The organism is Lederbergia lenta NBRC 16444, assembly GCF_001591545.1.
GTDB lineage: Bacteria > Bacillota > Bacilli > Bacillales > Bacillaceae_C > Lederbergia > Lederbergia lenta.
This window is the reverse complement of sequence record NZ_BCVC01000001.1, coordinates 1,069,325-1,091,914: the sequence shown is the minus strand read 5'-3', so window position 1 is coordinate 1,091,914 and position 22,590 is coordinate 1,069,325. Positions and strand designations below refer to the sequence as shown.

General features: G+C 36.8%; 27 protein-coding genes. 2 read left to right on the top strand and 25 right to left on the bottom strand.

Annotated elements, in window-relative coordinates; all coding sequences use genetic code 11:
* Positions 1–212 precede the first annotated feature (212 nt).
* The 9 genes from panD to BLE01S_RS05015 all read right to left on the bottom strand — a co-directional run bounded on the left by panD (position 213) and on the right by BLE01S_RS05015 (position 7,747).
* On the bottom strand, positions 213–599 hold the full coding sequence (panD, locus tag BLE01S_RS05055; RefSeq protein WP_066137851.1) for an aspartate 1-decarboxylase: 387 nt from the start codon (positions 597–599) through the stop codon (positions 213–215).
* The gene (panC, locus tag BLE01S_RS05050; protein WP_066137848.1) at positions 584–1,459 is read right to left on the bottom strand and encodes a pantoate--beta-alanine ligase; all 876 of its coding nucleotides are present in this window, start codon (positions 1,457–1,459) and stop codon (positions 584–586) included. The genes panD and panC overlap by 16 nt, the downstream gene beginning before the upstream one ends.
* Position 1,460: 1 nt before the next feature.
* On the bottom strand, positions 1,461–2,294 hold the full coding sequence (gene panB, locus BLE01S_RS05045) for a 3-methyl-2-oxobutanoate hydroxymethyltransferase (protein WP_066137845.1): 834 nt from the start codon (positions 2,292–2,294) through the stop codon (positions 1,461–1,463).
* A 271-nt stretch (positions 2,295–2,565) separates the two neighbouring features.
* Positions 2,566–3,549 carry a biotin--[acetyl-CoA-carboxylase] ligase gene (locus BLE01S_RS05040; RefSeq protein WP_066137842.1) on the bottom strand — a complete coding sequence of 328 codons (984 nt, stop codon included), beginning with the start codon at positions 3,547–3,549 and terminating at the stop codon, positions 2,566–2,568.
* Positions 3,534–4,727 carry a CCA tRNA nucleotidyltransferase gene (locus BLE01S_RS05035; protein ID WP_066137839.1) on the bottom strand — a complete coding sequence of 398 codons (1,194 nt, stop codon included), beginning with the start codon at positions 4,725–4,727 and terminating at the stop codon, positions 3,534–3,536. The genes BLE01S_RS05040 and BLE01S_RS05035 overlap by 16 nt, the downstream gene beginning before the upstream one ends.
* Positions 4,727–5,872, bottom strand: a complete 1,146-nt coding sequence (gene bshA, locus BLE01S_RS05030) for an N-acetyl-alpha-D-glucosaminyl L-malate synthase BshA (protein WP_066137836.1) — start codon at positions 5,870–5,872, stop codon at positions 4,727–4,729. Before bshA ends, BLE01S_RS05035 begins: the two co-directional genes overlap by 1 nt.
* Entirely contained in the window at positions 5,869–6,588 is a 720-nt protein-coding gene (gene bshB1 / locus BLE01S_RS05025) for a bacillithiol biosynthesis deacetylase BshB1 (RefSeq protein ID WP_066137835.1), read from the bottom strand. Before bshB1 ends, bshA begins: the two co-directional genes overlap by 4 nt.
* Positions 6,589–6,603: 15 nt before the next feature.
* Positions 6,604–7,407 (bottom strand): 4-hydroxy-tetrahydrodipicolinate reductase, encoded by an 804-nt coding sequence (gene dapB / locus BLE01S_RS05020; protein ID WP_066137830.1) that lies wholly within the window; start codon positions 7,405–7,407, stop codon positions 6,604–6,606.
* 1 nt (position 7,408) lies between these two features.
* Positions 7,409–7,747, bottom strand: a complete 339-nt coding sequence (locus BLE01S_RS05015) for a nucleotide pyrophosphohydrolase (RefSeq protein ID WP_066140912.1) — start codon at positions 7,745–7,747, stop codon at positions 7,409–7,411.
* 248 nt (positions 7,748–7,995) lie between these two features.
* Between BLE01S_RS05015 and BLE01S_RS05010 the strand changes: the two genes are divergently transcribed.
* Positions 7,996–8,871, top strand: coding sequence for a YitT family protein (locus BLE01S_RS05010; RefSeq protein ID WP_066137827.1), 876 nt, complete (start codon positions 7,996–7,998; stop codon positions 8,869–8,871).
* 255 nt (positions 8,872–9,126) lie between these two features.
* Here BLE01S_RS05010 and BLE01S_RS05005 read toward each other — a convergent pair whose 3' ends face one another.
* The 13 genes from BLE01S_RS05005 to ndk form a co-directional block, all read right to left on the bottom strand.
* Positions 9,127–9,807, bottom strand: a complete 681-nt coding sequence (locus BLE01S_RS05005; RefSeq protein ID WP_066137825.1) for a zinc metallopeptidase — start codon at positions 9,805–9,807, stop codon at positions 9,127–9,129.
* Positions 9,808–9,863: 56 nt separating this feature from the next.
* Positions 9,864–10,652, bottom strand: coding sequence for a sporulation protein YpjB (ypjB, locus tag BLE01S_RS05000; RefSeq protein WP_066137824.1), 789 nt, complete (start codon positions 10,650–10,652; stop codon positions 9,864–9,866).
* Positions 10,653–10,742: 90 nt separating this feature from the next.
* Complete coding sequence (gene lhaT, locus BLE01S_RS04995; protein WP_066137821.1) at positions 10,743–11,336, bottom strand: lipoprotein heptaprenylglyceryl N-acetyltransferase LhaT; 594 nt, start codon at positions 11,334–11,336, stop codon at positions 10,743–10,745.
* 73 nt (positions 11,337–11,409) lie between these two features.
* Entirely contained in the window at positions 11,410–12,177 is a 768-nt protein-coding gene (locus BLE01S_RS04990; protein ID WP_066137819.1) for a menaquinol-cytochrome c reductase cytochrome b/c subunit, read from the bottom strand.
* A gap of 58 nt (positions 12,178–12,235) precedes the next feature.
* Positions 12,236–12,910 carry a menaquinol-cytochrome c reductase cytochrome b subunit gene (gene qcrB / locus BLE01S_RS04985; protein WP_066137818.1) on the bottom strand — a complete coding sequence of 225 codons (675 nt, stop codon included), beginning with the start codon at positions 12,908–12,910 and terminating at the stop codon, positions 12,236–12,238.
* Positions 12,911–12,924: 14 nt separating this feature from the next.
* Entirely contained in the window at positions 12,925–13,440 is a 516-nt protein-coding gene (locus BLE01S_RS04980; RefSeq protein WP_066137815.1) for a QcrA and Rieske domain-containing protein, read from the bottom strand.
* A 150-nt stretch (positions 13,441–13,590) separates the two neighbouring features.
* On the bottom strand, positions 13,591–14,049 hold the full coding sequence (locus tag BLE01S_RS04975) for a YpiF family protein (protein ID WP_066137813.1): 459 nt from the start codon (positions 14,047–14,049) through the stop codon (positions 13,591–13,593).
* 136 nt (positions 14,050–14,185) lie between these two features.
* Positions 14,186–14,731 (bottom strand): ReoY family proteolytic degradation factor, encoded by a 546-nt coding sequence (locus BLE01S_RS04970; protein WP_066137810.1) that lies wholly within the window; start codon positions 14,729–14,731, stop codon positions 14,186–14,188.
* Positions 14,732–14,758: 27 nt separating this feature from the next.
* Complete coding sequence (locus BLE01S_RS04965; RefSeq protein ID WP_066137807.1) at positions 14,759–16,021, bottom strand: tetratricopeptide repeat protein; 1,263 nt, start codon at positions 16,019–16,021, stop codon at positions 14,759–14,761.
* A gap of 26 nt (positions 16,022–16,047) precedes the next feature.
* Positions 16,048–16,935, bottom strand: coding sequence for a hypothetical protein (locus tag BLE01S_RS04960; RefSeq protein ID WP_066137804.1), 888 nt, complete (start codon positions 16,933–16,935; stop codon positions 16,048–16,050).
* Between the two features lie 100 nt (positions 16,936–17,035).
* Positions 17,036–18,112: a 3-dehydroquinate synthase gene (gene aroB / locus BLE01S_RS04955; RefSeq protein WP_066137801.1), complete on the bottom strand. Its 1,077-nt coding sequence runs from the start codon at positions 18,110–18,112 to the stop codon at positions 17,036–17,038.
* 25 nt (positions 18,113–18,137) lie between these two features.
* Positions 18,138–18,917, bottom strand: a complete 780-nt coding sequence (locus tag BLE01S_RS04950; RefSeq protein WP_066137799.1) for a CheR family methyltransferase — start codon at positions 18,915–18,917, stop codon at positions 18,138–18,140.
* 114 nt (positions 18,918–19,031) lie between these two features.
* Positions 19,032–19,478 carry a nucleoside-diphosphate kinase gene (gene ndk, locus BLE01S_RS04945; protein ID WP_066137796.1) on the bottom strand — a complete coding sequence of 149 codons (447 nt, stop codon included), beginning with the start codon at positions 19,476–19,478 and terminating at the stop codon, positions 19,032–19,034.
* Positions 19,479–19,814: 336 nt separating this feature from the next.
* On the opposite strand from ndk, the gene BLE01S_RS20710 reads away from it, so the two are divergent.
* On the top strand, positions 19,815–19,952 hold the full coding sequence (locus BLE01S_RS20710; protein ID WP_157419483.1) for a hypothetical protein: 138 nt from the start codon (positions 19,815–19,817) through the stop codon (positions 19,950–19,952).
* A gap of 125 nt (positions 19,953–20,077) precedes the next feature.
* Here the strand turns inward: BLE01S_RS20710 and hepT are convergent, their stop codons facing one another.
* Genes hepT through BLE01S_RS04930 form a run of 3 tightly spaced genes read right to left on the bottom strand, consistent with a single transcriptional unit; the run spans position 20,078 to position 22,588 of the window.
* Positions 20,078–21,040 (bottom strand): heptaprenyl diphosphate synthase component II, encoded by a 963-nt coding sequence (hepT, locus tag BLE01S_RS04940; RefSeq protein WP_066137793.1) that lies wholly within the window; start codon positions 21,038–21,040, stop codon positions 20,078–20,080.
* A gap of 18 nt (positions 21,041–21,058) precedes the next feature.
* Entirely contained in the window at positions 21,059–21,763 is a 705-nt protein-coding gene (locus BLE01S_RS04935; protein ID WP_066137792.1) for a demethylmenaquinone methyltransferase, read from the bottom strand.
* A gap of 3 nt (positions 21,764–21,766) precedes the next feature.
* The gene (locus tag BLE01S_RS04930; RefSeq protein ID WP_066137791.1) at positions 21,767–22,588 is read right to left on the bottom strand and encodes a heptaprenyl diphosphate synthase component 1; all 822 of its coding nucleotides are present in this window, start codon (positions 22,586–22,588) and stop codon (positions 21,767–21,769) included.
* Positions 22,589–22,590: the final 2 nt, after the last annotated feature.

Below are 22,590 nucleotides of genomic sequence, written 5' to 3'. Positions count from 1 at the left end.
CTTTTTCGAACGCCTATTAGTAACAAACACCGTTAAATACTCCACGTAATTGTATCATGAATTCATCACTTGATAAACAAATGTACAAGTATATAGCTATAGAAAAATAACGAAGTCTTGAGAAATTTGCTTTATTTAATGAACATAAATTGAAAACTCGAAAAAAACAGCTGGCAACTTTGGATGGATGCCAGCTGTTTTTCACTTTTACTTTATGAATAAACAGTCGCTTCAGGTTCATATTGAATGACTTCTTGGATTTTATTATTCGATTCCATCAGCGCTATTTTAGGCTTATGAATCTGAATACTTTCATCTGGAATAAGTGCGTAAGAGAGGATGATAACGATATCTCCTGGTTGAACAAGTCTTGCAGCCGCTCCATTTACACAAATGACTCCAGAGTCTCTTTCACCTTCAATAATATATGTTTCAAAGCGAGCACCATTATTATTATTAACGATTTGCACCTTTTCATTAGCCACCATTCCAACTGCCTCCAATAGAGCTTGATCAATCGTGATACTACCAACATAATCAAGATTAGCTTCAGTTACAGTAGCTCTATGAATTTTTGCATTCATCATTGTACGGAACATTTTGTTACCTCCTTGTTTACAGTAATAATGAGGTTATCAATTAATCGTGCTTTAGAGAATTTTACGGCAATGGCGATAATAACTTTTCCTTCTAATCTGATTTGATAACTTAACTGTGGGTATGACAATACTTCGACGTAATCAATTACACCATCCGTATTTTTCTCTATATATTCCTTCACAAGTTGAGTGATTACGGCAGGATCACTTTCTCCATCTTTAATTATCTTTTCTGCTTTAAGCAAGCTTCGATAAATGGCTGGTGCTTGCTGACGCTCATTATTAAGTAAATAGACATTTCGCGAGCTTTTAGCGAGACCATCAGCTTCTCTTGCAGTTTCTACAGCAATTAGTTTAATAGGAAAATTAAAATCAGCAATAAGCCCTTCGACAATTGCAGTTTGCTGTGCATCTTTGCTGCCAAAGTAAACGCGATCAGGCAAAATAATATTAAATAATTTAATGAGCACTGTAGCTACCCCATTAAAATGCCCAGGTCTGCTTCTTCCACATAAAACATCTGCTCTTTTAGTCACTTCAATGTTCATCGATAATTCATTAGGATACATATCAGCTGCATCAGGCATAAATATAACATCCACTCCTGCCTCTCGTGCAAGCTCTGTATCCCTTTTAGGATCACGCGGGTATGCTTCCAAATCCTCGTTGGGACCAAATTGTAGCGGGTTAACAAAAATACTAATTACAGTTATATCATTTTCACCAACTGAATTTTTGACAAGTTTCAAATGTCCTTCATGTAAATATCCCATCGTTGGAACGTAACCGATTGTTTTTCCTTGTCTTTTAAGCTCGGCTGCTTTTTGTTGCATCATAGCTGAAGTTGTAATTATTTGCACACTATTTCCCTCCATACAACAGCGCTAATTCTTCTTCATTCATTGTAAACGAATGTTTATCCTCTGGAAAAATGCCAGCTTTTACTTCTTCCACATATGTGTGTAGTCCCTGTTCTACCACTGCATTAACATCTCCGAACTTTTTCACGAATTTCGGAACTCGATCCACTCCAAATGTCAGAAGATCATTATATACAAGCACTTGGCCATCAACTTTAGGGCCTGCACCAATCCCAATCGTTGGGATTGTAAGGCGTCGAGATACTTCTTGCGCAAGTTGCTTAGGAATACACTCAAGCACAATGGCAAAAGCACCAGCTTCTTCGCACTTTATTGCTTCTTCTATTAATAATGAGGCTGATTCAGCTGTTTTACCTTGCACTTTGTAACCACCGAGCACTCCTGCGGTTTGCGGGGTTAAACCTAAATGTGCAACAACAGGTACACCAGCTGTTGTTAGTTTCTTCATCGTTTTTATTACTTCACCGCCACCTTCTACCTTTACAGCGTGGCATCCACCTTCTTGCATAAGTGTTCTTGCTGCTTTCATTGCCTCTTCTTCACTCACATGATATGTCATAAATGGAAGATCTGTAATGATAAATGTATTAGCCGCGCCTCTTTTCACTGCTTTTGTATGATGTACCATATCAGCTATTGTTACAGGCACGGTAGAATCATATCCTAACACTACCATTCCAAGCGAGTCACCGACGAGAATCATATCGATTCCCGCTTGTTGGGCAAGCTTTGCTTGGGGAAAATCATATGCTGTGACGACTGCAATTTTTTCTCCATTGGTCTTCATTTTGACAAAATCCGTTGTACTCTTCATTACGAAACATCCTCCTTTTTTATCAGAGGGGACGAACGCAACCGAGTGGTAGAAAGCAAGCCTATACTTTCTTATCGCAATATAAAAAGGAGTCTCCTGCAATTAGGCAGAAGGACCCCTTTGTTCATTTCACTCGTTTCGGCCCTCTGTCCCAGTCCACTATGGATCAAGGCAGATTAAATTGTTCAATTTATCTTTTTTATTCTAACGCAAGGTGCAGTTCATCTCTGATACTGCCCATCAAAATTATAACAAACTTTATGTGCTATGCCTATGGTTTAATTTCGATATCCGCTGAATAAACATAATGTATTTGGCCTTCAGCATCTTGAATCTTAAGTACGCCTTCCTCAGTAATTCCTAGCGCTTTTCCAACAATTTCGCCGGAAATAGTGCGAGCAATAATTGATTTACCAATGCTCGTTACATAGCTTTCCCATATTACCTTTAATGTTCCAAAGCCTTTTTCTAAATATAATTGATAATATTTCTCAAAGTTTTTTAAAATATGTTGGAGAAGTATTACCCTAGACACTTTCTTTCCATTTTCAATTGCTAGTGAAGTTGCAATCTCTCTAACTTCTTCGGGGAAATCGGGCATCTCTTGATTAACGTTTAAACCAATACCAATAATAATAAAATTAATTTTATCCGCTTCACTATGTAGCTCCGTTAGTATACCAGTCATCTTTTTGCCGTGAAATAAAATATCATTAGGCCATTTTATCTCCGGCTCCTTTCCAGTCACTTCTTCAATTGCACGGGCGATCGCAATAGCAGTAATTAAAGTAAACTGAGGGGCTTTTTCTGGCGGAAGCTGTGGTCTTAAGATCAAGCTCATCCATATCCCCTTATGTTTGGACGAATGCCATTCTCTAGCCATTCGCCCTCTACCGCTCGTTTGTTCTTCCGCTATAACAATGGTTCCTTCTGGAGCATCCATTCTTGCTACTTCATTTGCTTTATTTTGCGTAGAATCGATCGTATCAAAATAGAGGATATTTCGGCCAAGAACACTCGTTTCTAATCCCATTAAAATTTCGTTCTCTGATAATTGATCTGGCTTATGAATAATTCTATAACCTTTTTTTCTAATTGCCTCTATTTCAAAACCAGACTTACGTAACTCCTCTATCTGTTTCCAAATAGCTGTGCGTGAACATCCTATCATTTCGGCAAGTGCCTGTCCTGATAAAAATTCATTATTAGCCTCGAATAGAGCAGCGATTAACTGTTTTTTTACGGAAGTAGACATGTTATTATCCACCTCCTAATCTCTTCCTTCTCATTAGCTATTTCCTTAGTCAGAATGGCTTTTTCTAAATGTATGAAGAGCTCTTTCATCCACGGACCGCCTGACTTTCCAGTCCATTCTAGTACATCATTTCCCGAAATCACTATATGCTCACGTGATGTAATTGGAAGTTCATTAAATCTAGCAACAAGATTTTGTTCTACATATTCGCCACTTTTTCCGTTAAGTGTCTGGTATAGTTTTTCAACGGTAATCGCTATGTGTTCTCCTGCACGATATAGATCATACACAGACCATTCTTGACATTTCCGAATACTGAGTTCATTTAAAGCGCGATTTAAAAATTGGATTTTTTTAGCGGGAAACTTCCACTTTTTCATTAAATCGGTTGGTTCATCAGATTCCGTTAAATACAGAAATAATAACCACATATCTGTTTCATTTAATTGATTTATCGGTAATGATAATACTTCACTAAGTATATGTTCTTGATTACACAAAGAAGGAAAAAATTGATACAATTTTGTATTTAACGCAATAAGAAGGGCCTTTTCTTTGTATTTTCCGCCAAGAAGCTTTTGCATTTCAGCTGAAATTCTTTCCACAGCGATATATTCAAGCAAATTAGCATGTTTTGATATTGCTGCTTCTGTTTCATTATCTAAGTGAAAACCAAGCTGACTAACGAAACGTATGGCTCTCATCAATCGCAAGGCATCTTCTCTAAATCGATCATCTGCCTCCCCCACTGTTTTAATCATATTAGCTTTTAATGCCAATCTTCCATGAAACGGATCAACGATATTCCCATTTCCGTCCATAGCAATTGCGTTCATTGTAAAATCACGACGTTGCAAATCTTCATATAACGAGCGAATAAACGTAACTGATTCCGGCCTTCTATGATCTTTATATTCAGATTCAGATCTGTAGGTAGTTACTTCAAAGCTTTGATTTTTATATAACACCATAATGGTCCCGTGCTCTATGCCAACATCAACCGTATGTGCAAAAATCTTCTTCAATTCGACTGGAGTAGCAGAGGTAGCAATGTCTACATCATGAATATCTCGACCTAGAATATAATCTCTGACTGATCCACCTACAAAGTAAGCCTCAAATCCAGCCTTTTCAATTGATTTAATAATCGGTAAAGCCGATATAAAAAAATCATTCATCAAGAAAACCCCAAACTACTAGTTGTTAGAAGATTACGATATAAATCTTCATATTGTGTGATGATCCTATCTGATTTGAACTGCTCTTTCGATGTTAATGAAGCATGATGGGAAAATTGTTGTAATAGCTCCTGATTTTGCAATAATTGGATTGCTTTCTCAGATATTTGTTTAATATTACCTAACTCACATATATACCCATTGTAATTTTCCGTAATGACTTCTGGAATCCCCCCAACATTTGTTCCAATACACGGGACACCGCAAGCCATTGCTTCCAAAGCAACCAAACCAAAACTCTCTTTTTCAGATAGCAATAGCATCAAATCACTAATTGAGTATAACTCCTCCAATTGATCCTGCCTGCCAAGAAAAATTACTTTTTCTTCAATATCTAAAGTTTTTACTAACTTACATAGACTCGTTTTTTCAGGACCATCACCAACTAACAAAAGTTTTGCTGGCACTTCATTAACAACACGAGCGAAAACAGTGACAACATCTCTTACCCGTTTCACTTGACGAAAATTTGATACATGTATAAGTACTTTTTCTTCCTTTTTTATTCCGTATGCTGATTTTAAACCCGGAGTATCAACTTTCCGATATACTTTTTCATCTATAAAATTATGAATTACTTGTAACTCTTTATCTGGCGCAATTACATCTACCGTTTCTTTACTTAATGCATGAGAAACCGTAGTAACTGCATCAGATTTTTCAATTCCAAATTTAATAGCCTCTGTAAGAGTTGGATCATTACCTAAAACAGTTATATCTGTACCATGTAATGTTGTAACAATCTTAACGTCAGTACCAGCCATTTGTTTAGCCAAAATCGCACACACTGCATGAGGAATAGCATAGTGAACATGTAGGATATCTAGTTTCTCACGTTTTATTACTTCCGCCATTTTACTAGCTAATGCAATATCATATGGTGGATATTGAAATACTGAATATTGATTTACATATACTTGATGAAAGAAAATATTATGATGTAATACATTCAAACGGAATGGTATATTCGATGTGATAAAGTGAATATCATGGCCTCTATCAGCTAAAAATTTCCCTAGTTCCGTTGCTATCACTCCTGAACCCCCGACAGTTGGGTAGCACGTAATCCCGATTTTCATCTTCATATATTTTCTCCAAATAAGTTATTATTTACTAAGATGGGAGTATTCGCTTTAAAGCCTTCCGCAAAACGAACGCCCGATTCCTTGCCAAAAAGCCGTTCTCTTGCAATAACACTATCAATATATCCCTCTGTTAATGGTGTCGTTACCCCATCCGCCTCTTTAACGAATTGAGATTGATATGCAGCCAATGCCGACTTTTTTTGTTCGATAAAATTAGAGATATCAATAAAAAAATCTGGAATAGAATAACCATTAATGAAATATTGAAAGAGATTACGTGCTTTGTGTGGCTGATAGAGACTTGCTTCATAATTATATTTTTTTATCCCTGCTGAAAAATATGCCTCTCTTACTAATTTTGCGCAATTACCATGATCTGGGTGCCGATCTTCATGATAAGGAGCAAAAATTAATTCAGGTTGATATTTACGAATTACTTCCGTGATAATACAGATATATTCATCTGTCATAAACAAACCACGATCTGGGAGCTTTAGATTGATTCGTTCAGATACTCCAAGTAATGCAGCCGCGGTTGCTGCTTCTTCTTTTCTTTGCGGAACAGAACCATTCGAAGATAATTCAGCTTCTGTTAATTCACAAATAACGATCCTTTTTCCCGCATCCACCCACTTTGCAATCGTCCCAGCCATACCTATTTCTATATCATCAGCATGGGCACCAATTGCTAGAACATCTATCTTTTGTTGCTCCATAAATCCTCCACCCTTTTAATCCAAAATATGTTCTAAACCATAAACAAGCGTTTCTAGATTCATTATCGTCTCAACTGACACTTTTACACCTGACATAAAGGAAGCGCGGTTATACGAATCATGCTGAATGGTTAATAATTGCCCATCTGCGCCAAATAATACTTGTTGATGAGCAACCAGGCCTGGAAGTCTCACACTATGTATGCGCATGCCCTCTAAATCAGCACCTCTTGCACCTGGTAATGTTTCTTTTTCGTTTTCATGTCCTTGCTTAATGCTTTGTCTGCTTTCTGAAATCATTTCTGCTGTTTTCACCGCTGTACCTGATGGGGCATCTAATTTTTGATCATGGTGTAATTCAATAATTTCCACATTTTGAAAATACTTTGCAGCCATTTGCGAAAATTTCATCATTAATATTGCGCCGATAGCAAAATTTGGAGCAATGATACAGCCTAATCCTTTGTCTTCCGCGAGTTTTGTTAATTCCTGAATTTGCTCTTTAGTAAAACCTGTTGTACCAACGACGGGACGAACACCATGCAACAATGCTGTTTTTGTATGTATGTAACCTGTTTCAGGTATAGTTAAATCAATTAATACATCTGCTTCCACTTGTTGAAAACATTCTTCTATATTTGTATATATTGGTGCACTTGATCCTGTGAATCCTTCTAATTCATTAAGATTCGTGCCATTATTCTTCCGATCGAGTACAGCTACAAGTTCAAAATTAGGAGTCTCGTCCACGAGTTTAACTGCTTCTTTTCCCATTCGTCCACGAGGACCTGCAACAACTACTTTAATTATGTTAGTCATATTACTCACCTTCCTCTTTCTTAGTCCATCGATCTTTATCTCGAACATTAAATTTTTCCATTACACGGTCATGTGCTGTCTGTAAGTCAATCCCAAGTGAATTTGCAAGACAAATAGCAACAAATAATACGTCTCCTAATTCTTCTTCGATTGAATTATCAGGTTCAGTAGATTTCTTCGGTTTTTCTCCGTATTGATGATTGATTTCTCTCGCTAGTTCCCCCATTTCCTCCGTTAACCTAGCCATCATTGCTAATGGACTAAAATAACCTTCTTTAAATTGACCTATATAAGCATCTACTTCGCTCTGTAACTGTTGGATTGTTTTATGTTCTCTCATTTTTTCACCTTCCCACATTATGTTAGCTAATTCCTTTTTTTAATACAAATAAAAATGCTTATTTTCTTGCAGTTAAACAAATTATAGACAGTGGGATTATGGATGAAGGCTCTATTCGCCCAACTTCGACGTATAGGATGTATGATCCCTCAGGCGCTTATGTTTTGTTGATGTCTTGCTTGTATCAATTATATTTGTTTATAATGAGTAAGTTCTATATCTAAAAACTTCCATATGGAGGGGATAAAGTGATTTTAGGTTTACGTATTAAAAATGTTTTATTTATCATACTCGGTGCTGCCATATTTTCTTTTGGGCTCGTTCATTTTAATATGCAAAACAATTTAGCAGAAGGCGGATTTACCGGCATCACATTATTATTATTTTTTATATTTAATATTGATCCTTCCATATCCAATTTAGTGTTAAATATTCCATTGTTTCTTGTTGGTTGGAAATTACTTGGTAGAAAGTCTTTTGTGTATACACTAATTGGAACTGTTTCTGTTTCTCTCTTTTTATTTATTTTCCAAAGGTTCCATTTCAACATTCCACTTGATGGAGATTTATTTCTTGCAGCACTGTTCGCCGGGGTTTTTATCGGAATCGGTTTAGGTATTACTTTTCGTTTCGGTGGCACAACAGGTGGCGTAGACATCATTGCCCGCCTTCTTCATAAATATAAAGGAATTAGCATGGGAAGAACAATGTTTATGTTTGATGCGATTGTTATTACCGTATCCTTACTAACATATTTAAATCACAAAGAGGCTATGTATACACTCGTTGCGGTTTTTGTAGGTGCAAGAGTAGTTGATTTTATGCAAGAAGGAGCATACGCTGCCAGAGGTGCACTGATTATATCAGAAAATCATCATCAAGCAATTGCAGATATGATTATGGAGCAAATGGAGCGTGGCGTCACTGTTTTAAATGGACGTGGGTCCTTTTCTAAACAAAATAAGGATGTCCTTTATTGCGTAGTAGGTAGAAATGAAATCGTCCACCTTAAAAAGCTTATTAACGCAATCGACCCACATGCTTTCGTATCATTAATCGTTGTACACGACGTAATGGGCGAAGGATTTACATTTGACGAAAATAAAAACCCATATGATGCCTAGAAAGCTGAGGCGCCCGGTTAGCGGCGTACAAACTGCGCTCACAGGATGTGAGTGCGTCGACGTTGCCACAGGACCATGTCGATTTTATTCCAGGAACCTTAAATGCATTGAAATACGAGATAAAGGATACACGGTGAAGCCTGTCTTGCTAGTCGCTGGGCGCCGGAGCTGGACAATAAGAAAAACGAGCTACTGTTTAGCGATCAATGACTTATTTCTACAAAAAGAAACCGAGCGATACGCCCGGTTTCTTTTTTAGTCTCTATTACTGCTTGTGAAGATTAAAATCAGACGAACAAGTTCAAGAACTGCAACAGCTGCAGCTGCAACATATGTCATCGCTGCTGCGTTTAATACCTTTTTAGCATCTCTTTCTTCCGAATTGCTAATTAATCCAAGTGACACTACTTGATCCATCGCTCGGGAAGAAGCGTTAAATTCAACCGGCAAAGTAACAAGCTGAAATACCACCCCAGCAGCAAATAGAAGAATACCTATTAATAAAAAGTTGGACAAAGTACTTACGAAAAAACCTAACATAATAAATACCCATGCCATTTTCGAACTAATATTTGCTACTGGCACGAGTGCATGACGAAAGCGTAGCGCAGCATATCCTTCTTTATCTTGAATAGCATGTCCAACTTCATGAGCAGCTACTGCTGCACCCGCAATTGAATTATAATGGTAATTTGCAGAGGATAAATTGACTGTTTTTGTCATCGGATTATAATGATCGCTTAACATCCCCGGCGTTTCTTTCACGGCTACATTATGCAACCCGTTAGCATCTAATATTCTTCTCGCTACTTCAGCACCACTAACTCCAGTAGAAGAAGCAACTTTCGAATACTTTTTGTACGTGTTTTTTACTTTATATTGCGCATAGATTGGTACAATCATAATTATTGCCAAATATATTAAATAACTTCCCATATTAAACCCCCACGTCCTGTTGTTACATACTATTTTATTAGATGAAGCTCATTTGGTCAACGATTTGCATCTCTTCTACTCTTTTTTTGCTTTTGTCCTCTATATTTTTTCCAACTTACATATGAAAGTGTCGTGATAATAATACTGCTAGTCATGATGATCACCCACCATACGGATGGATCAATTTCATCTTGGCTTATTTGCTCAAAAAGTTGCTTGAGATCCGTTTCTATCGTGTCCAATTCATTTGCCCATTCCTGCTCGGAAAATTTAGATCGATATTTATCCAGATAAGTCATTTTCGAATCAAGTTTTTGTACGTTTTCTACTGACATATCTATTTTCAAACTAGGTTGTATAACGGAATATGTGCTTAGAAATTCATTTAACGCTTGATTGTATAAAACATTATCACCATCTAATGCTGCATTTTTCACTTGCTGAAAGGATTGTAATATTTGACTTTCCATATCTAGCCACATTGGTTGGTATTTAGATATAACTGCATCAGTGGCCAACCTAAATGCAGTTACTTTCTTAATCCTATCATCTTTGTTCATACTAGCACTTGTAACTGCTTCTAATGCCTCATTTTGAGATGTAGTTAAAACCCTTAATTCATCGATAGTAAAAGTTTTTTCTGTAACACCTTGTTCAGCAAATAGCTTACCAAATTGGGCAATTAATCCTTTAGCTTCTGCAAAACGCCCAAACCTAGTTAATTGCAATGCCTCGTCAGCGATTTGATCTAATTCAGACATGGTTGATATTGGTTGTTTAGCTGCAACCGTGTAACTAGCAGTGAATAGACAAAGCCACAGAAGGAATATGGTCACATATTTCATTTCTTGTCCCTCCTCATACTACTTTTAAACTTTATGAGTAGTTGGACAAGAATAGACCTGATAATATCGGGTTGTTTGTTTTTTCTATTATTAATACATGCTTTGGTTTCTCACTTGGTTTCTTTTCATTAAGAAAGCGGCTAGTCCAATGGAAATAACACTTAACCAAAATGTAAAATATCCAATCTCTTTTACGTATATCTCTAAGTCAGCATACTTAGGGTATTGCATGAACACATAGTCGATGACGTCATTATGGAGCGTCCAAATAGCCGCAACAATTACATGCCAAAGCTTCATCTTATAAAAGTCCGCATAAAGTATCCCTTGTAATGCCATCGCACCATGTGAGGCAATTAACATATACCCTTGCCACGGAAGATCGCCGGTAACAGCCAATGTTAAAAAGTTCATTACCACTGCCCAAATACCGTATTTAAATAAGGTGATCAGTGCTAACGCTTCAATCAATCCCCAATTTTTATGTAATAAAAAAGCGAGTAAAACAAAACAGAAAAATAAACTAGCTGTAGGGCTATCAGGTACAAATGGAATGAAATGAGCTTGTGTCTCGCTTATTTGTTGCTCATACCAAATATAACCGTATATTGTTCCTCCTGTATTTATTAGGAGAAGTAACCAAAGAAAACGACGATCACTTAAAATAGCATATATGAGATTCATATGAGTCGTAATATCCTCCATAATAAGACTTTGAAAAAAAGAGCCGGCAAAATGCCGGCTCTCGTATAACTAATTATTCACTCTTTAATTCAGCAAGATATTCTGCTAGTTTATCCAGATCTTCTTCTGAACCATCATATTGACCTGCTGGCATATTTCCAATACCATTATGGGCAATATCTTTAATTTCTTCAGGTGTATGTTCCATGTCAACCAATGCTGGAGCCGCAGCAGAACCTTCTAGGTTTTCACCGTGACAGTTAATACAGCTTTGATTAGCATAGATTTTATACCCTTCAGCTTCTTTATCTACCTCAAATGCTTGAGTAATCTTACCTTGCTGTTCAGCAGCAGCCCAGTCATGCATATCTACTGCTTCCCATGTCAAATAGAAAACCGCAGCAAAAGCTAGTAACATAAAGCCAGTTGCAAACGGACGCTTAGATGGGCGTCGCTCAGGTCCTCTATCGATAAATGGTGCTAAAAGCAATCCACCAAAAGCAAGACCAGGAATAATTGCCACCCCAAGAAGGTTATATGGTCCAGATGCAAATTGGTACTTTATTAATTGATAAAGAAATAAGAAATACCAGTCTGGCATCGGAATATATCCTGTTTCCGTTGGGTCAGCAATTCCTTCAAGCGGGGCAGGATGTGCTACTGTCAAACATAAAAAGCCAATGAGGAAAACAGCTCCAACCAACCACTCTCTTAGTAAAAAGTCTGGCCAGAATGCCTCTGTTTTGCCTGGGTATTCGGAATAGTCTTTAGGAATATTCGGCTTTCGCTCTGCAGATACCCGGGAATCCCCAACAAACTTCATTCCTTTTCCACGATGCATGATGTCCCCTCCTTATATCCAATATCTGTTCATCATTCTCATTTTAAATAAGTAGTTCTTACAACGGACCAGAAATACCTTGTCTACGGATCATTATAAAGTGAGCCGCCATTAGACCAAGTAATGCCGCAGGCAAGAAGAACACATGAATCGCAAAGAAACGTGTTAATGTTTGTGCCCCAACGATCGTTGGATCTCCCGCTAACAATGTTTTCATTGGAATTCCGACAAGCGGAATTGATTCAACAATGTCCAATGTAACTTTTGTTGCGAATAACGCCTTCATATCCCACGGTAATAAGTAGCCTGTAAGTCCAAGACCGAGCATAACAAAAAAGATAAGTACTCCAACGACCCAGTTTAGCTCACGTGGCTTCTTATACGCTCCTTGGAAGAAGACGCGAAGCGTATGTAAAAACATCATCACGATAACGAGGCTTGCTCCCCAGTGATGCATACCGCGTACAATTTGGCCGAATGCCACTTGATTTTGAAGATAGTATACGGATTCCCAAGCGTTTTTAATATCAGGTACATAATACATAGTAAGAAACATTCCTGATAGGATTTGGATAACAGTTACAAAGAACGTTAACCCACCAAAACAGTATACAAACGCAGAGAAGTGATGTGCCGGGTTTACGTGTTCAGGCACTTCATGGTCTGCGATGTCCCTCCATATCGGCGTAATATCCAAACGCTCATCAATCCAGTCGTACATTTTGTTCAGCAATGATTACGCCTCCTTTACTTCTTTCTTACGAATGGATTTTCTTCTGGTGTACCCAACATCAAAAAGCCATCTTTTTCTTTTGTTGGATAAGCATCCAATGGACCCCTTGGCGGAGTTCCTGGCACATTATTGCCATCCTTTGTGTAAAGACCCATATGGCATGGACAAAAGAATTGATCCGGGTGCTTTTCGCTCCCATTCCAGTTTACTGTACAGCCAAGATGTTTACAAATTGGAGAAAGCGCTACGATATCGCCAGCCTCATTTTTGTATACCCAAGCCATTTGCGTAGTTTCCGAAGTGTGCCAAGCATCTACTTGTTCATATTTGAAATCAACACGAACTGGTTCCGCTGTAATATCAGCAATCTTCTTATCAGTCATTTTGAAATCACCGCTTGCCTCAGCTGTCAACACGGGATCAATCGCAAAACGAAGCATTGGTAAAATCATTCCCGCCGCCATAAAACCGCCTACACCTGTAAGTGTGTAGCTTAAAAATTGACGTCTTGTTACAGGATTCTTGCTCATCCTTATCCCCCCTCTATCAGTAAGGTAAGTCCAACGGACAAATTTATGCACATAATAACAAACTAGGACATAATTATGATATATCAATATCACATATAGGTCAATAATATACGATCTTAAACATTGTCAACAATGTGGCGAAATGAATAATTATGAAATTGATTGCCATCCTTCCACGATCTCAGCCATCATCCGTTTTAACTGTTCTTCTACTAAAGATTGTTTTTGGACTTCATCCATATGTTGTATAGGAACGGAGGGAACATGAATAAATTTACTGTTTTCAATTTTTTTAGTAGATATCCATCTATTATCTGCAGTTAACAAAAAGATATAAGTAAATCCGCTTTCTTTTAATTGAAATACCCATTTTTGAAGCAGTTTAGAAGCATCTTCTAATTCATCCACATATGTAAATGCAGGGAGAAATAGCATTCTTCCTTTAAATTGTCGCTCTAATTGTTGGGACAATAAATTGATATACTCCCCTTGCTCAGCAGCATGTCTCATTTTCGGACCAAACATAATGGGAAGCACTGGGATTACGACTGTGTCAATATATTCTTTTTCTTGAATATAAGTTTCCACATCTTTTGCATTCCAATTCATTCTTACACCTCGTAACATTAATTATTTATAAGGTTTATACTACCATTCTCTCTTATGATTAGCATATATTTACACTTAATATTCCCTTGCTGTGCTATCTAATCAGCAAAAAATCCTCCTAATTTCAGAAGGATTTTCAAGACTTCCTCAGTTGATTTAATTCTAACGAAAGTTTTTCAAATGTATCTTTATCGTTAGAATCCAAAGCACGATCGATAGCCTTTAACAATTTTTCTTCTTTGAAAGTCACTAAACTGTGAGCGAGTAATTTTTCAGCATACACTTTATCTTTTTCACTTAAAAATAGATTTGTTTGAAGAAATGGATTTTCCTCAAGTACGGCAGCGTAATGATGCGATAGGTTTGCCGAACGGAAATTTATTTGAATATAAATTTCCTCATCACGATTCAACCGGATATCATGGAAGGATTTCTCAGCATCTGTTGTCATGATATTATCTTTATAAAAGCGAAATGGGACATCTCTTGTACAGTGTGTAGACATAATCAATCCCCTCGGACAGCACTGTGCTTCCTCAACAAAATGAACTTTTTCCATCAGTTTATCGTGGCTCATCAAATAATTGAGAATCCAAACTGATTCTCTTCTTTTTAATTGATATCGATTTAGAAACCACCGGATGAACTCTTTCTTTTCGTTGACAGATACAGGGGTTGCCATTTTCTTCCCTCCTCTGCAAAGCCATCTTTAATTTCCTTGAAGATTCTCAATCATCTCATACCATTCTTCATTCACTGGTTCAAGTTCAGTGAGCTGTTGGAATATATTTATTGCTTCTGGTCTTTTTCCTTCCTCAATTAAAAAGTATCCATAATCAACTAGGAAGTCACGGTTATGTTTGAATTCATTATATGCAAGGTCATATTGTTTTAATGCCATGTTATATTGCTCTGTGTGTTGAAAAGATACAGCGGCATCCCAATGAAACTGTGGATCGGAAATATCATCAAGTTCAAACATCGCTATTATTTCTAAAACATCTTCATATTTTTCTTGATGCAGCAACAATTTATTTAATTGGGCAGCTGCTGCAGTAAACTCAGGATCAAGTGCTAATGCATCTCGGAAATACTTTTCCGCTTTTATTTCATCCCCTTGCTTAAGCGCAAGTTTACCAGCGAATAAGTGTAATTCATTATTAAATTCATCCATAGCAATACCTGAATCAACAGCTTCCAATGCCTCTGTTATCTTTTCTTGATGTTCATATGATTTTGCCAAATATAAATAAAGTGAATGATATTCCGGATCCATTTCTTGAAGCTGTTTAAAAGCCTTGATCGCTTTATCATATAAGCCCGCTTGATAGCTTGTTAATGCATATCCAAATAAAACATTAATCTCCATTTTATTTTTTAACGAGGTTTCGTAATATGATAATGATTGTTCAAAGGAGCCTCCAGCACTTAACGCTTCAGCCATACGCCCATGAATATCAATTTGAACAAATTCCGAATGTCCCGCTTCTAAAAGTAGATTGAAATTACGTGCGGCCTCTAAAAACCTACCTTGAGACATATACAATTCCGCTAGTGCATAATCAATTACAGGTTCACTTCTTACTAGCTCCTTTGCTTGCAAGAGTTTCTGCTCACTCACTTCATATAAACCTTGCATTTCATACAAATCAGCTTGCACGAGTAACGCCTGGGGATAAAGTGGATCATTATGATCAATCTTTTCTAAATATTGAAATGCCTCATCTTCATTATTCATTTCAATTAGCGTTTCAGCAAGTAAAATTTTAAGTTCTGCCTCATCAGGATGTGTACGAGATAGTATTTCATATAATTGCTTCGTTTCTTCTAAAAAACCATAATCAAATAATTGCTGAGCAAGAAAAAACACTTCTTCGTCATTATTTTCTTTTTTCACTTTTTCAAAATATGTTTTAGCTTTTTCAAGATTTTGCTCTTCTATATATTTGATCATTAGTTCCGCATTGTTCATACATAATTCCCTTCCTATCCAGCTAGCTATACAAAAAGAGCTGTTTGATTTATCATTAATTCTTCCCCATATCCCGGTCGAAAAAAAGGTTTTTTATCAATAAAAGCAAATTTTCCTTTTTGAACCGCAACAGCGAGTTTCAGATTATCATAGTACAATGTCTTCGGATGTTCAACTCTGCTGTTTTTAAAAAATAGGTTATAATTAATTTCGCTGCCAGTTCGTAAAAGTCCTCTTTTCGGATATAAACCAATTTTTTTAATTTCAAATTCATCTAACGGTTCATAACTAGGCAAAGGTTGGGGAAGATGACTCAATTTTTCTTTTTCCAATAGCTTAGCCCAATATTTACAAGTTTTCTTCTGAATGGAATGTTTCATATAGCTAGGAAACACAGGGATTAATACTGGATTATAAGGATAAGAAGCCTCTTTAAGCCACCCCCACGGTAGTGCTTTTAGCTCTTTCACATCATTTATTTCAACAAAAATCAGTGGGATTTTGGCGACTTTACATTTTTTAATTATTGTTGTATTTATTTTAGACGCTGGAATTCTAACCCCAAGAATATAATCTAGCGGACTATTTAATAACGACGTTCGCTTTTCGAGTAACTTTTCTTCAAATTCAAAATCATAATTAATTGAGAACTCTGTAATGATCGTGCCGCATCCCTTCGATAGTAAGCGCTTTACAAAGTGTTCTTTAAACTGATAGAAAGAATCTGTTGGTATATTCGGGGCAAACATAACAAATGAAGGCGTGAGAACAAAAGATTTTATATCCATTTTCATCGCAGAAAACATAGAAACATCATCACCTATATAGCTAATTTCATTATTCTTAACTAATAGAGACTTTTCCCTAACCTTTTTTCCGTCTATGATTGTGGCACTTTCAATTATATAATGCATACCATCCCCCCTTCGCTTAAATCGAAGTCTTGCTTAAGACAAGCTATGTTTACAAGGGAGGAAAAATGCATAATTTCTTAACGTTGTAAGTTAACAATCACTATTCCATTTGTTTAAAGGTTATGAATGTCTTTTCGGCTAGGCTTTTTTCAACTTCTTCTAATACGGGTTTGCCTACACTAGCCAATAGTACAAAGTAAGGTTTATTTGCTACTGATTTTTTATCACGTTGCATCGCTTGAAACGCTTGGTCAAAGCTTAAATAATTTGGTATATGCGAATCATACCCAAGTTGATGAATCCATTCTATAAATTTAGAAATATCGTATGTTAAGCCTAGTTTTTCCTTACTTAAATATAAAGCATACACCATACCAATCATTACAGCCTCACCATGCGTATATTTCCCATACCCTGCTGTCGCTTCAATGGCATGGCCTAAAGTATGTCCAAAGTTAAGCACAGCTCGTACCCCTGTTTCCTTCTCATCTTCCGAAACGACGGCTGCTTTAATTTCAATTCCTCTTCCGAGTATGTACACAAACATATCATCTGTTATCTCTGATAAACTCGTGATATTTTCCATTAAATACTTTAATAATTGCGGATCAGCAATTAATGCATGTTTAACTACTTCTGCGAACCCAGATCTAATCTCTGAAGTTGGCAATGTCTTTAAGAAATCTATATCATATATGACTGTTTCAGGTTGATGGAAGACTCCTACCATGTTTTTTCCTAAAGGTAGATTAATTGCAGTCTTTCCTCCTACAGCACTATCATGTGCTAATATGGTAGTCGGAATCTGAAAGAAATCTATCCCTCGCATATAAGTAGCTGCTACAAATCCTGCGAGATCTCCTACAGCACCACCACCAAATGCAATGATGCACGAATTTCGATCCAACCCATTCTCTAATGCAAATTCAAGACATTGTTCATACACGGAAAACTGTTTCGCTTGTTCGCCTGAAGGAACTTGAAATTCGACTGCTTCTAAATCATTGGGAAGTTGAGCCTTTAATGTGTCAAGATGTAGGGGACCAACAGTTTGATCGGTTATAATGTATAATTTTGTATACTTTTTAGCATTCAACTGTTTTCCAAGCAGTTTTATTGCCCCAGACTTGATAATAACGGAATAACTTTTTGAAGGTGTATTAATCTCTACTTTCATTTTCCACATCCCTTTCCAAGAATGATTATTTACCTACTTTTCTATAAAAGAAAGTATCTTCTACTTCGAAGCCATACTTGGCAGGATTAAATATTTGTTCTGTACTACCGACAAATAAAACCCCTCCTTCTCTTAAGGATGCTGCAAATTTTTTATAAAGTTCATCCTTTGCCTCTTCCGTGAAATAGATTAATACATTCCTACAAACGATTAAATCAAAATTAGTCTCAAAACGATCGGCAAGTAAATTTAGTTTTCGGTAGTTTACCGATTGTTTTAATTCGTTGGAGAATTTATAAAATGATCCATCTTTTTGGAAATGTTTCTCTTTCATATTTTTTGGCATTTCTTGAAAAGATCGTTCAGGATAAAGCCCAGTTTTCGCTGTATCAATCGCTATTTCATCAATATCAGTAGCCAAAATAGAAATATGATTTATCGGTAAAATATCAGAAAGAATCATCGCAAGTGTATAAGGCTCTTCGCCAGTAGATGAGGCTGCACTCCATACTTTCAATCGTTTATTTTCTGATATTAATCTAGGAAGGATCTTTTGTTCTAACACATCCCAGCGACTTTTATTTCGATAAAATTCAGTCACATTAATGGTCATTCGATCGAGAAATTCATCTAGTAGAGAACTGTCTTTCACCATTCCTGAAAAAAAGTGTTCGAAGGAGTCGAATCCCTTTTTTTGATAAAGTGAAGTCAATCTCCTTTTCATTTGAGCTTCTTTATAAAGAGATAAGTCGATCCCTGTTCTTTTTTTTATTTGCAAAATAAAATTTTCATAATCTACATCCATTCAACACTATCTCCAATCAATTATCATACTGTGACTATTATACCTCAAATATAAAATGATTTTTATATTCTTTGCAGAAAAAACCGCCTGCTAGTTTCGCAAGCGGTTACTTTTTTAATATATCCAATTGTTCATTAGCTTGGAGTATTCGACAAGTTCCTCGTCTTTAAAAAACAAACCAATCTCTCTTTCAGCACTCTCGTTTGAATCTGAACCGTGAATGACATTTCTATTAACTGCTAGGCTATAATCTCCACGGATTGTACCTGGTGTACCATCTTTCGGGTTTGTCGCCCCCATCATTTGTCGTGCTAGCGCTACGACATTTTCCCCTTGCCAAACCATGGCGAAAACAGGCCCTGATGTAATAAAATCGACTAAATCACCAAAAAAAGGACGTTCTTTATGTTCACCATAATGCGTTTCAGCTAATTCTTTTGAAATACTCATCAGTTTCGCACCAACGAGTTGAAACCCTTTTTTTTCAAAACGAGAAACAATTTCCCCAATTAATGCTCTCTGTACCCCATCTGGTTTCACCATTAAAAACGTTTTTTCCATCCATATTCACCCCTGAGTTTAAATCAACCTACAATAGACATATATCAACAAAAGAATAACACCTTTTTCAAATTTTCGCAATATAGAAAAGAGGAAGCGCCTTGGTCATCGACGTACAGACTGGAAGGATTTTCGTACGAGATAAAGGAAACACGATAAGCCGTAGGCGAATCGATGTTGACTTATCGTAGGGAGAAATCCTGAAGTCTGCTAGTCGATAGGCGCTGTAGCTAGACAATATAGAAAAGCACAAGACACTCGTTTAGCGAAGTGCATACTGCGCTCCCAGGATGTGATTGCCTCGACGTTGCCACAGGACGTGGCGGTTTTATCCGAATGACATTGAAAGATAAAGGAAACACGGTAAGCCTTCATACAGACGGACTCGCTGCTATTCGATCTACTCTGTCTGGTTTGGAACCATCATCACCTCACCATAGATTACTAGCAAATCATAGTTGGCGAAGCGGGTAGTATAGTCAAAAATAAGCTCAGCTTTAACGAAGGTAGATCTTCCCCTCTAAAGCACTGAGCTTACGGCATATCCATTAGAACGTCCATAAAGATATGCCTAGTTGGCTATCTCAATGATGGCGAAACTAATATTTTCGTTTTCCGATAAAATTCGCAATTTCTCGCAATGTTTTTCTAGCTCGATTGGCCGGAAATTCATCCAGAATGGAAAGAGCTTTTTTTAAATAACGTGAACTAATAGCATGGGATTGTTCAATCGCTCCTGAAGATTTGATTTGAGCAATAATGGAGTCCATCTGCTTCTTACTTGTATCTTCATTAATGGTCGAAATAAGCGTCTTTAATTTAGGATTTTTCATTGCATATAATGCAGGTAAAGTGATATTCCCTTGACGCAGATCTTCACCTGCTGGTTTACCAAGATCTTTTTCAGATCCTGTAAAGTCTAAAATATCATCTGTTATTTGATATGACATACCTATAAAATAACCGAATTTATACAATTGTCTTTGCATTTGCACATCTACTTCTGCCGCAACTGCACCCAATTCACAACTTACAGCAATCAGTAAGGCTGTTTTCCTTTTTATACGCCTTAAATAATCACGTAATGTTTGATCAAATCGGTATTTGTCTTTAATCTGCTCCACTTCTCCGATACATACTTCAATAATAGCGTTTGAAAGAATTTGATGAGCGATTGGCTGCTTTATTTTCGTCATATATTCAAGAGAGCGGGCGAGTATATAATCTCCTGCATACATGGCGATTTTATCATTCCATTGATAATTAATTGTTGTGATCCCTCGGCGGAGCTTCGCATCATCGATTACATCATCATGGACGAGTGATGCCATATGAATCAATTCCAAAGCAACAGCCACATTTTTCACTGTATGTATGTCGTAAGTGCCGAACTTAGCTGAAAGCAAAACAAAAACAGGACGAATTCTTTTTCCCCCTGCTTTTAATAGTTGGACAGTTGCATCATTCAACATCTTTGTTTTTGAATGAATGGCAATCTCGAGTTCCTGTTCTATTAAATCAAAGTCACCTTTTAAATTTGAATTAAGTAATGATAGTTTCATTTTATTTCCACCCGGCTATTATTTCTGTTTTATTCCTATATGGGAAGCTGCTGCACCACCGCTAAAGGATTTATAGATGACATTCTCAAATCCTGTTTTCCAGAACATTTGGGCCAGTTCCTCCATTCCTGGAAAATCTCGAGCAGATTCTTGGAGCCATGAATATTCTTTATAGCTTTTAGCGAAGAGTTTTCCAAACAAAGGCATAATAAAACGAAAATAAGTGTAATATAGTTGGCGATAGACAGGTAATGTCGGCTGAGATGTATCTAAACAAACAGCCATACCTCCTGGTTTTAACACACGATTCATTTCCTTTAGCACTTGTATGTAATCTGGTACATTGCGCAGACCAAAGCCAATCGTAACATAATCAAAAGAATTATCAGAGAAAGGGAGTTCCATCGCGTTCCCTTGGATCAGCTCGATTTGTTGTAAATTTTCTTGATCTGTTTTCTCTTTGGCGATTTTCAACATATTTTGACTGAAATCTAAACCAACGACTTTTCCTTCCTCGCCAACATGTTTAGCAAGAGCAATTGTCCAGTCTCCGGTTCCACAGCAAAGATCTAAAGCTTTTTCACCTTTTGATACCGCCATCTTTTCCATCGTAGCATTTCGCCATTTTATATGCTGCTGAAAACTAATAATAGAATTCATTTTGTCATAATTACCATAAATTTTCTCAAATACATGATGTACACGTTCTTCTTTAGACTGCATCTCTTAACCTTCCTCCACGCTTAATCTTGTCAAGCCATGAATTCTCGATAACACCTCTTGAATCCGCATTTGGAGCATGGGTGGTAACACTGGCAAGTCCTCGATCATATTATTTAATCTGTTTATTGATTCTTCCACATAGTTATAGCTTAATTGACTTAATTTCTCACTATCATCTTTTGACAGATTGCTGATAGGTACATTTGTACCTTCCTGAAAATAATGCTCTTTAAGCCGCTCAAAAAACAAGACGGACTTTCCAGCTTGAAATCCTTCATATTCCTTGATCATTTTTTTCAAAAATAGAAACTCATTAAAAAAACTTATGTATTTCGTTGCTTGAAAATGTAGACAAAACTGTTCTATTACTGCTATTTCTACTTCTTTAAATTCGTTTAAAAATTCCTCAAATGTATGTACCGTATTTTGAAATAGTGATATGTTATGTTCATTTACCACTTTTATTGCAGTTGCAAGAGATGTGATTAATTCTGTGTTCTCAAGATAAGCTAATAAATGATAATACATCCCACTGTAATAATCTCCCGCTAATACAGCTAATTGTCGTTCTTGCCGCACAGCGTCCGGATCTGCCACTCTCTCGTGCGTATTTAAGGCAAGTTGAACGAGCATAGCCGAGGTAATATAAATATTTTGTTCAGGAATCGTTAAATTAGTATCTTGAAGAGAAATGGACATCATGAGTAGGCGATCTTCATCTATCTGAGGTGAGCCAATCACTTTCTGGAAATAGCTGTTATAGCTTTTCTTATTTAACAATTCTTTTATCGCATTCATTTGTTCAACGTAATCACACACAGCCATGA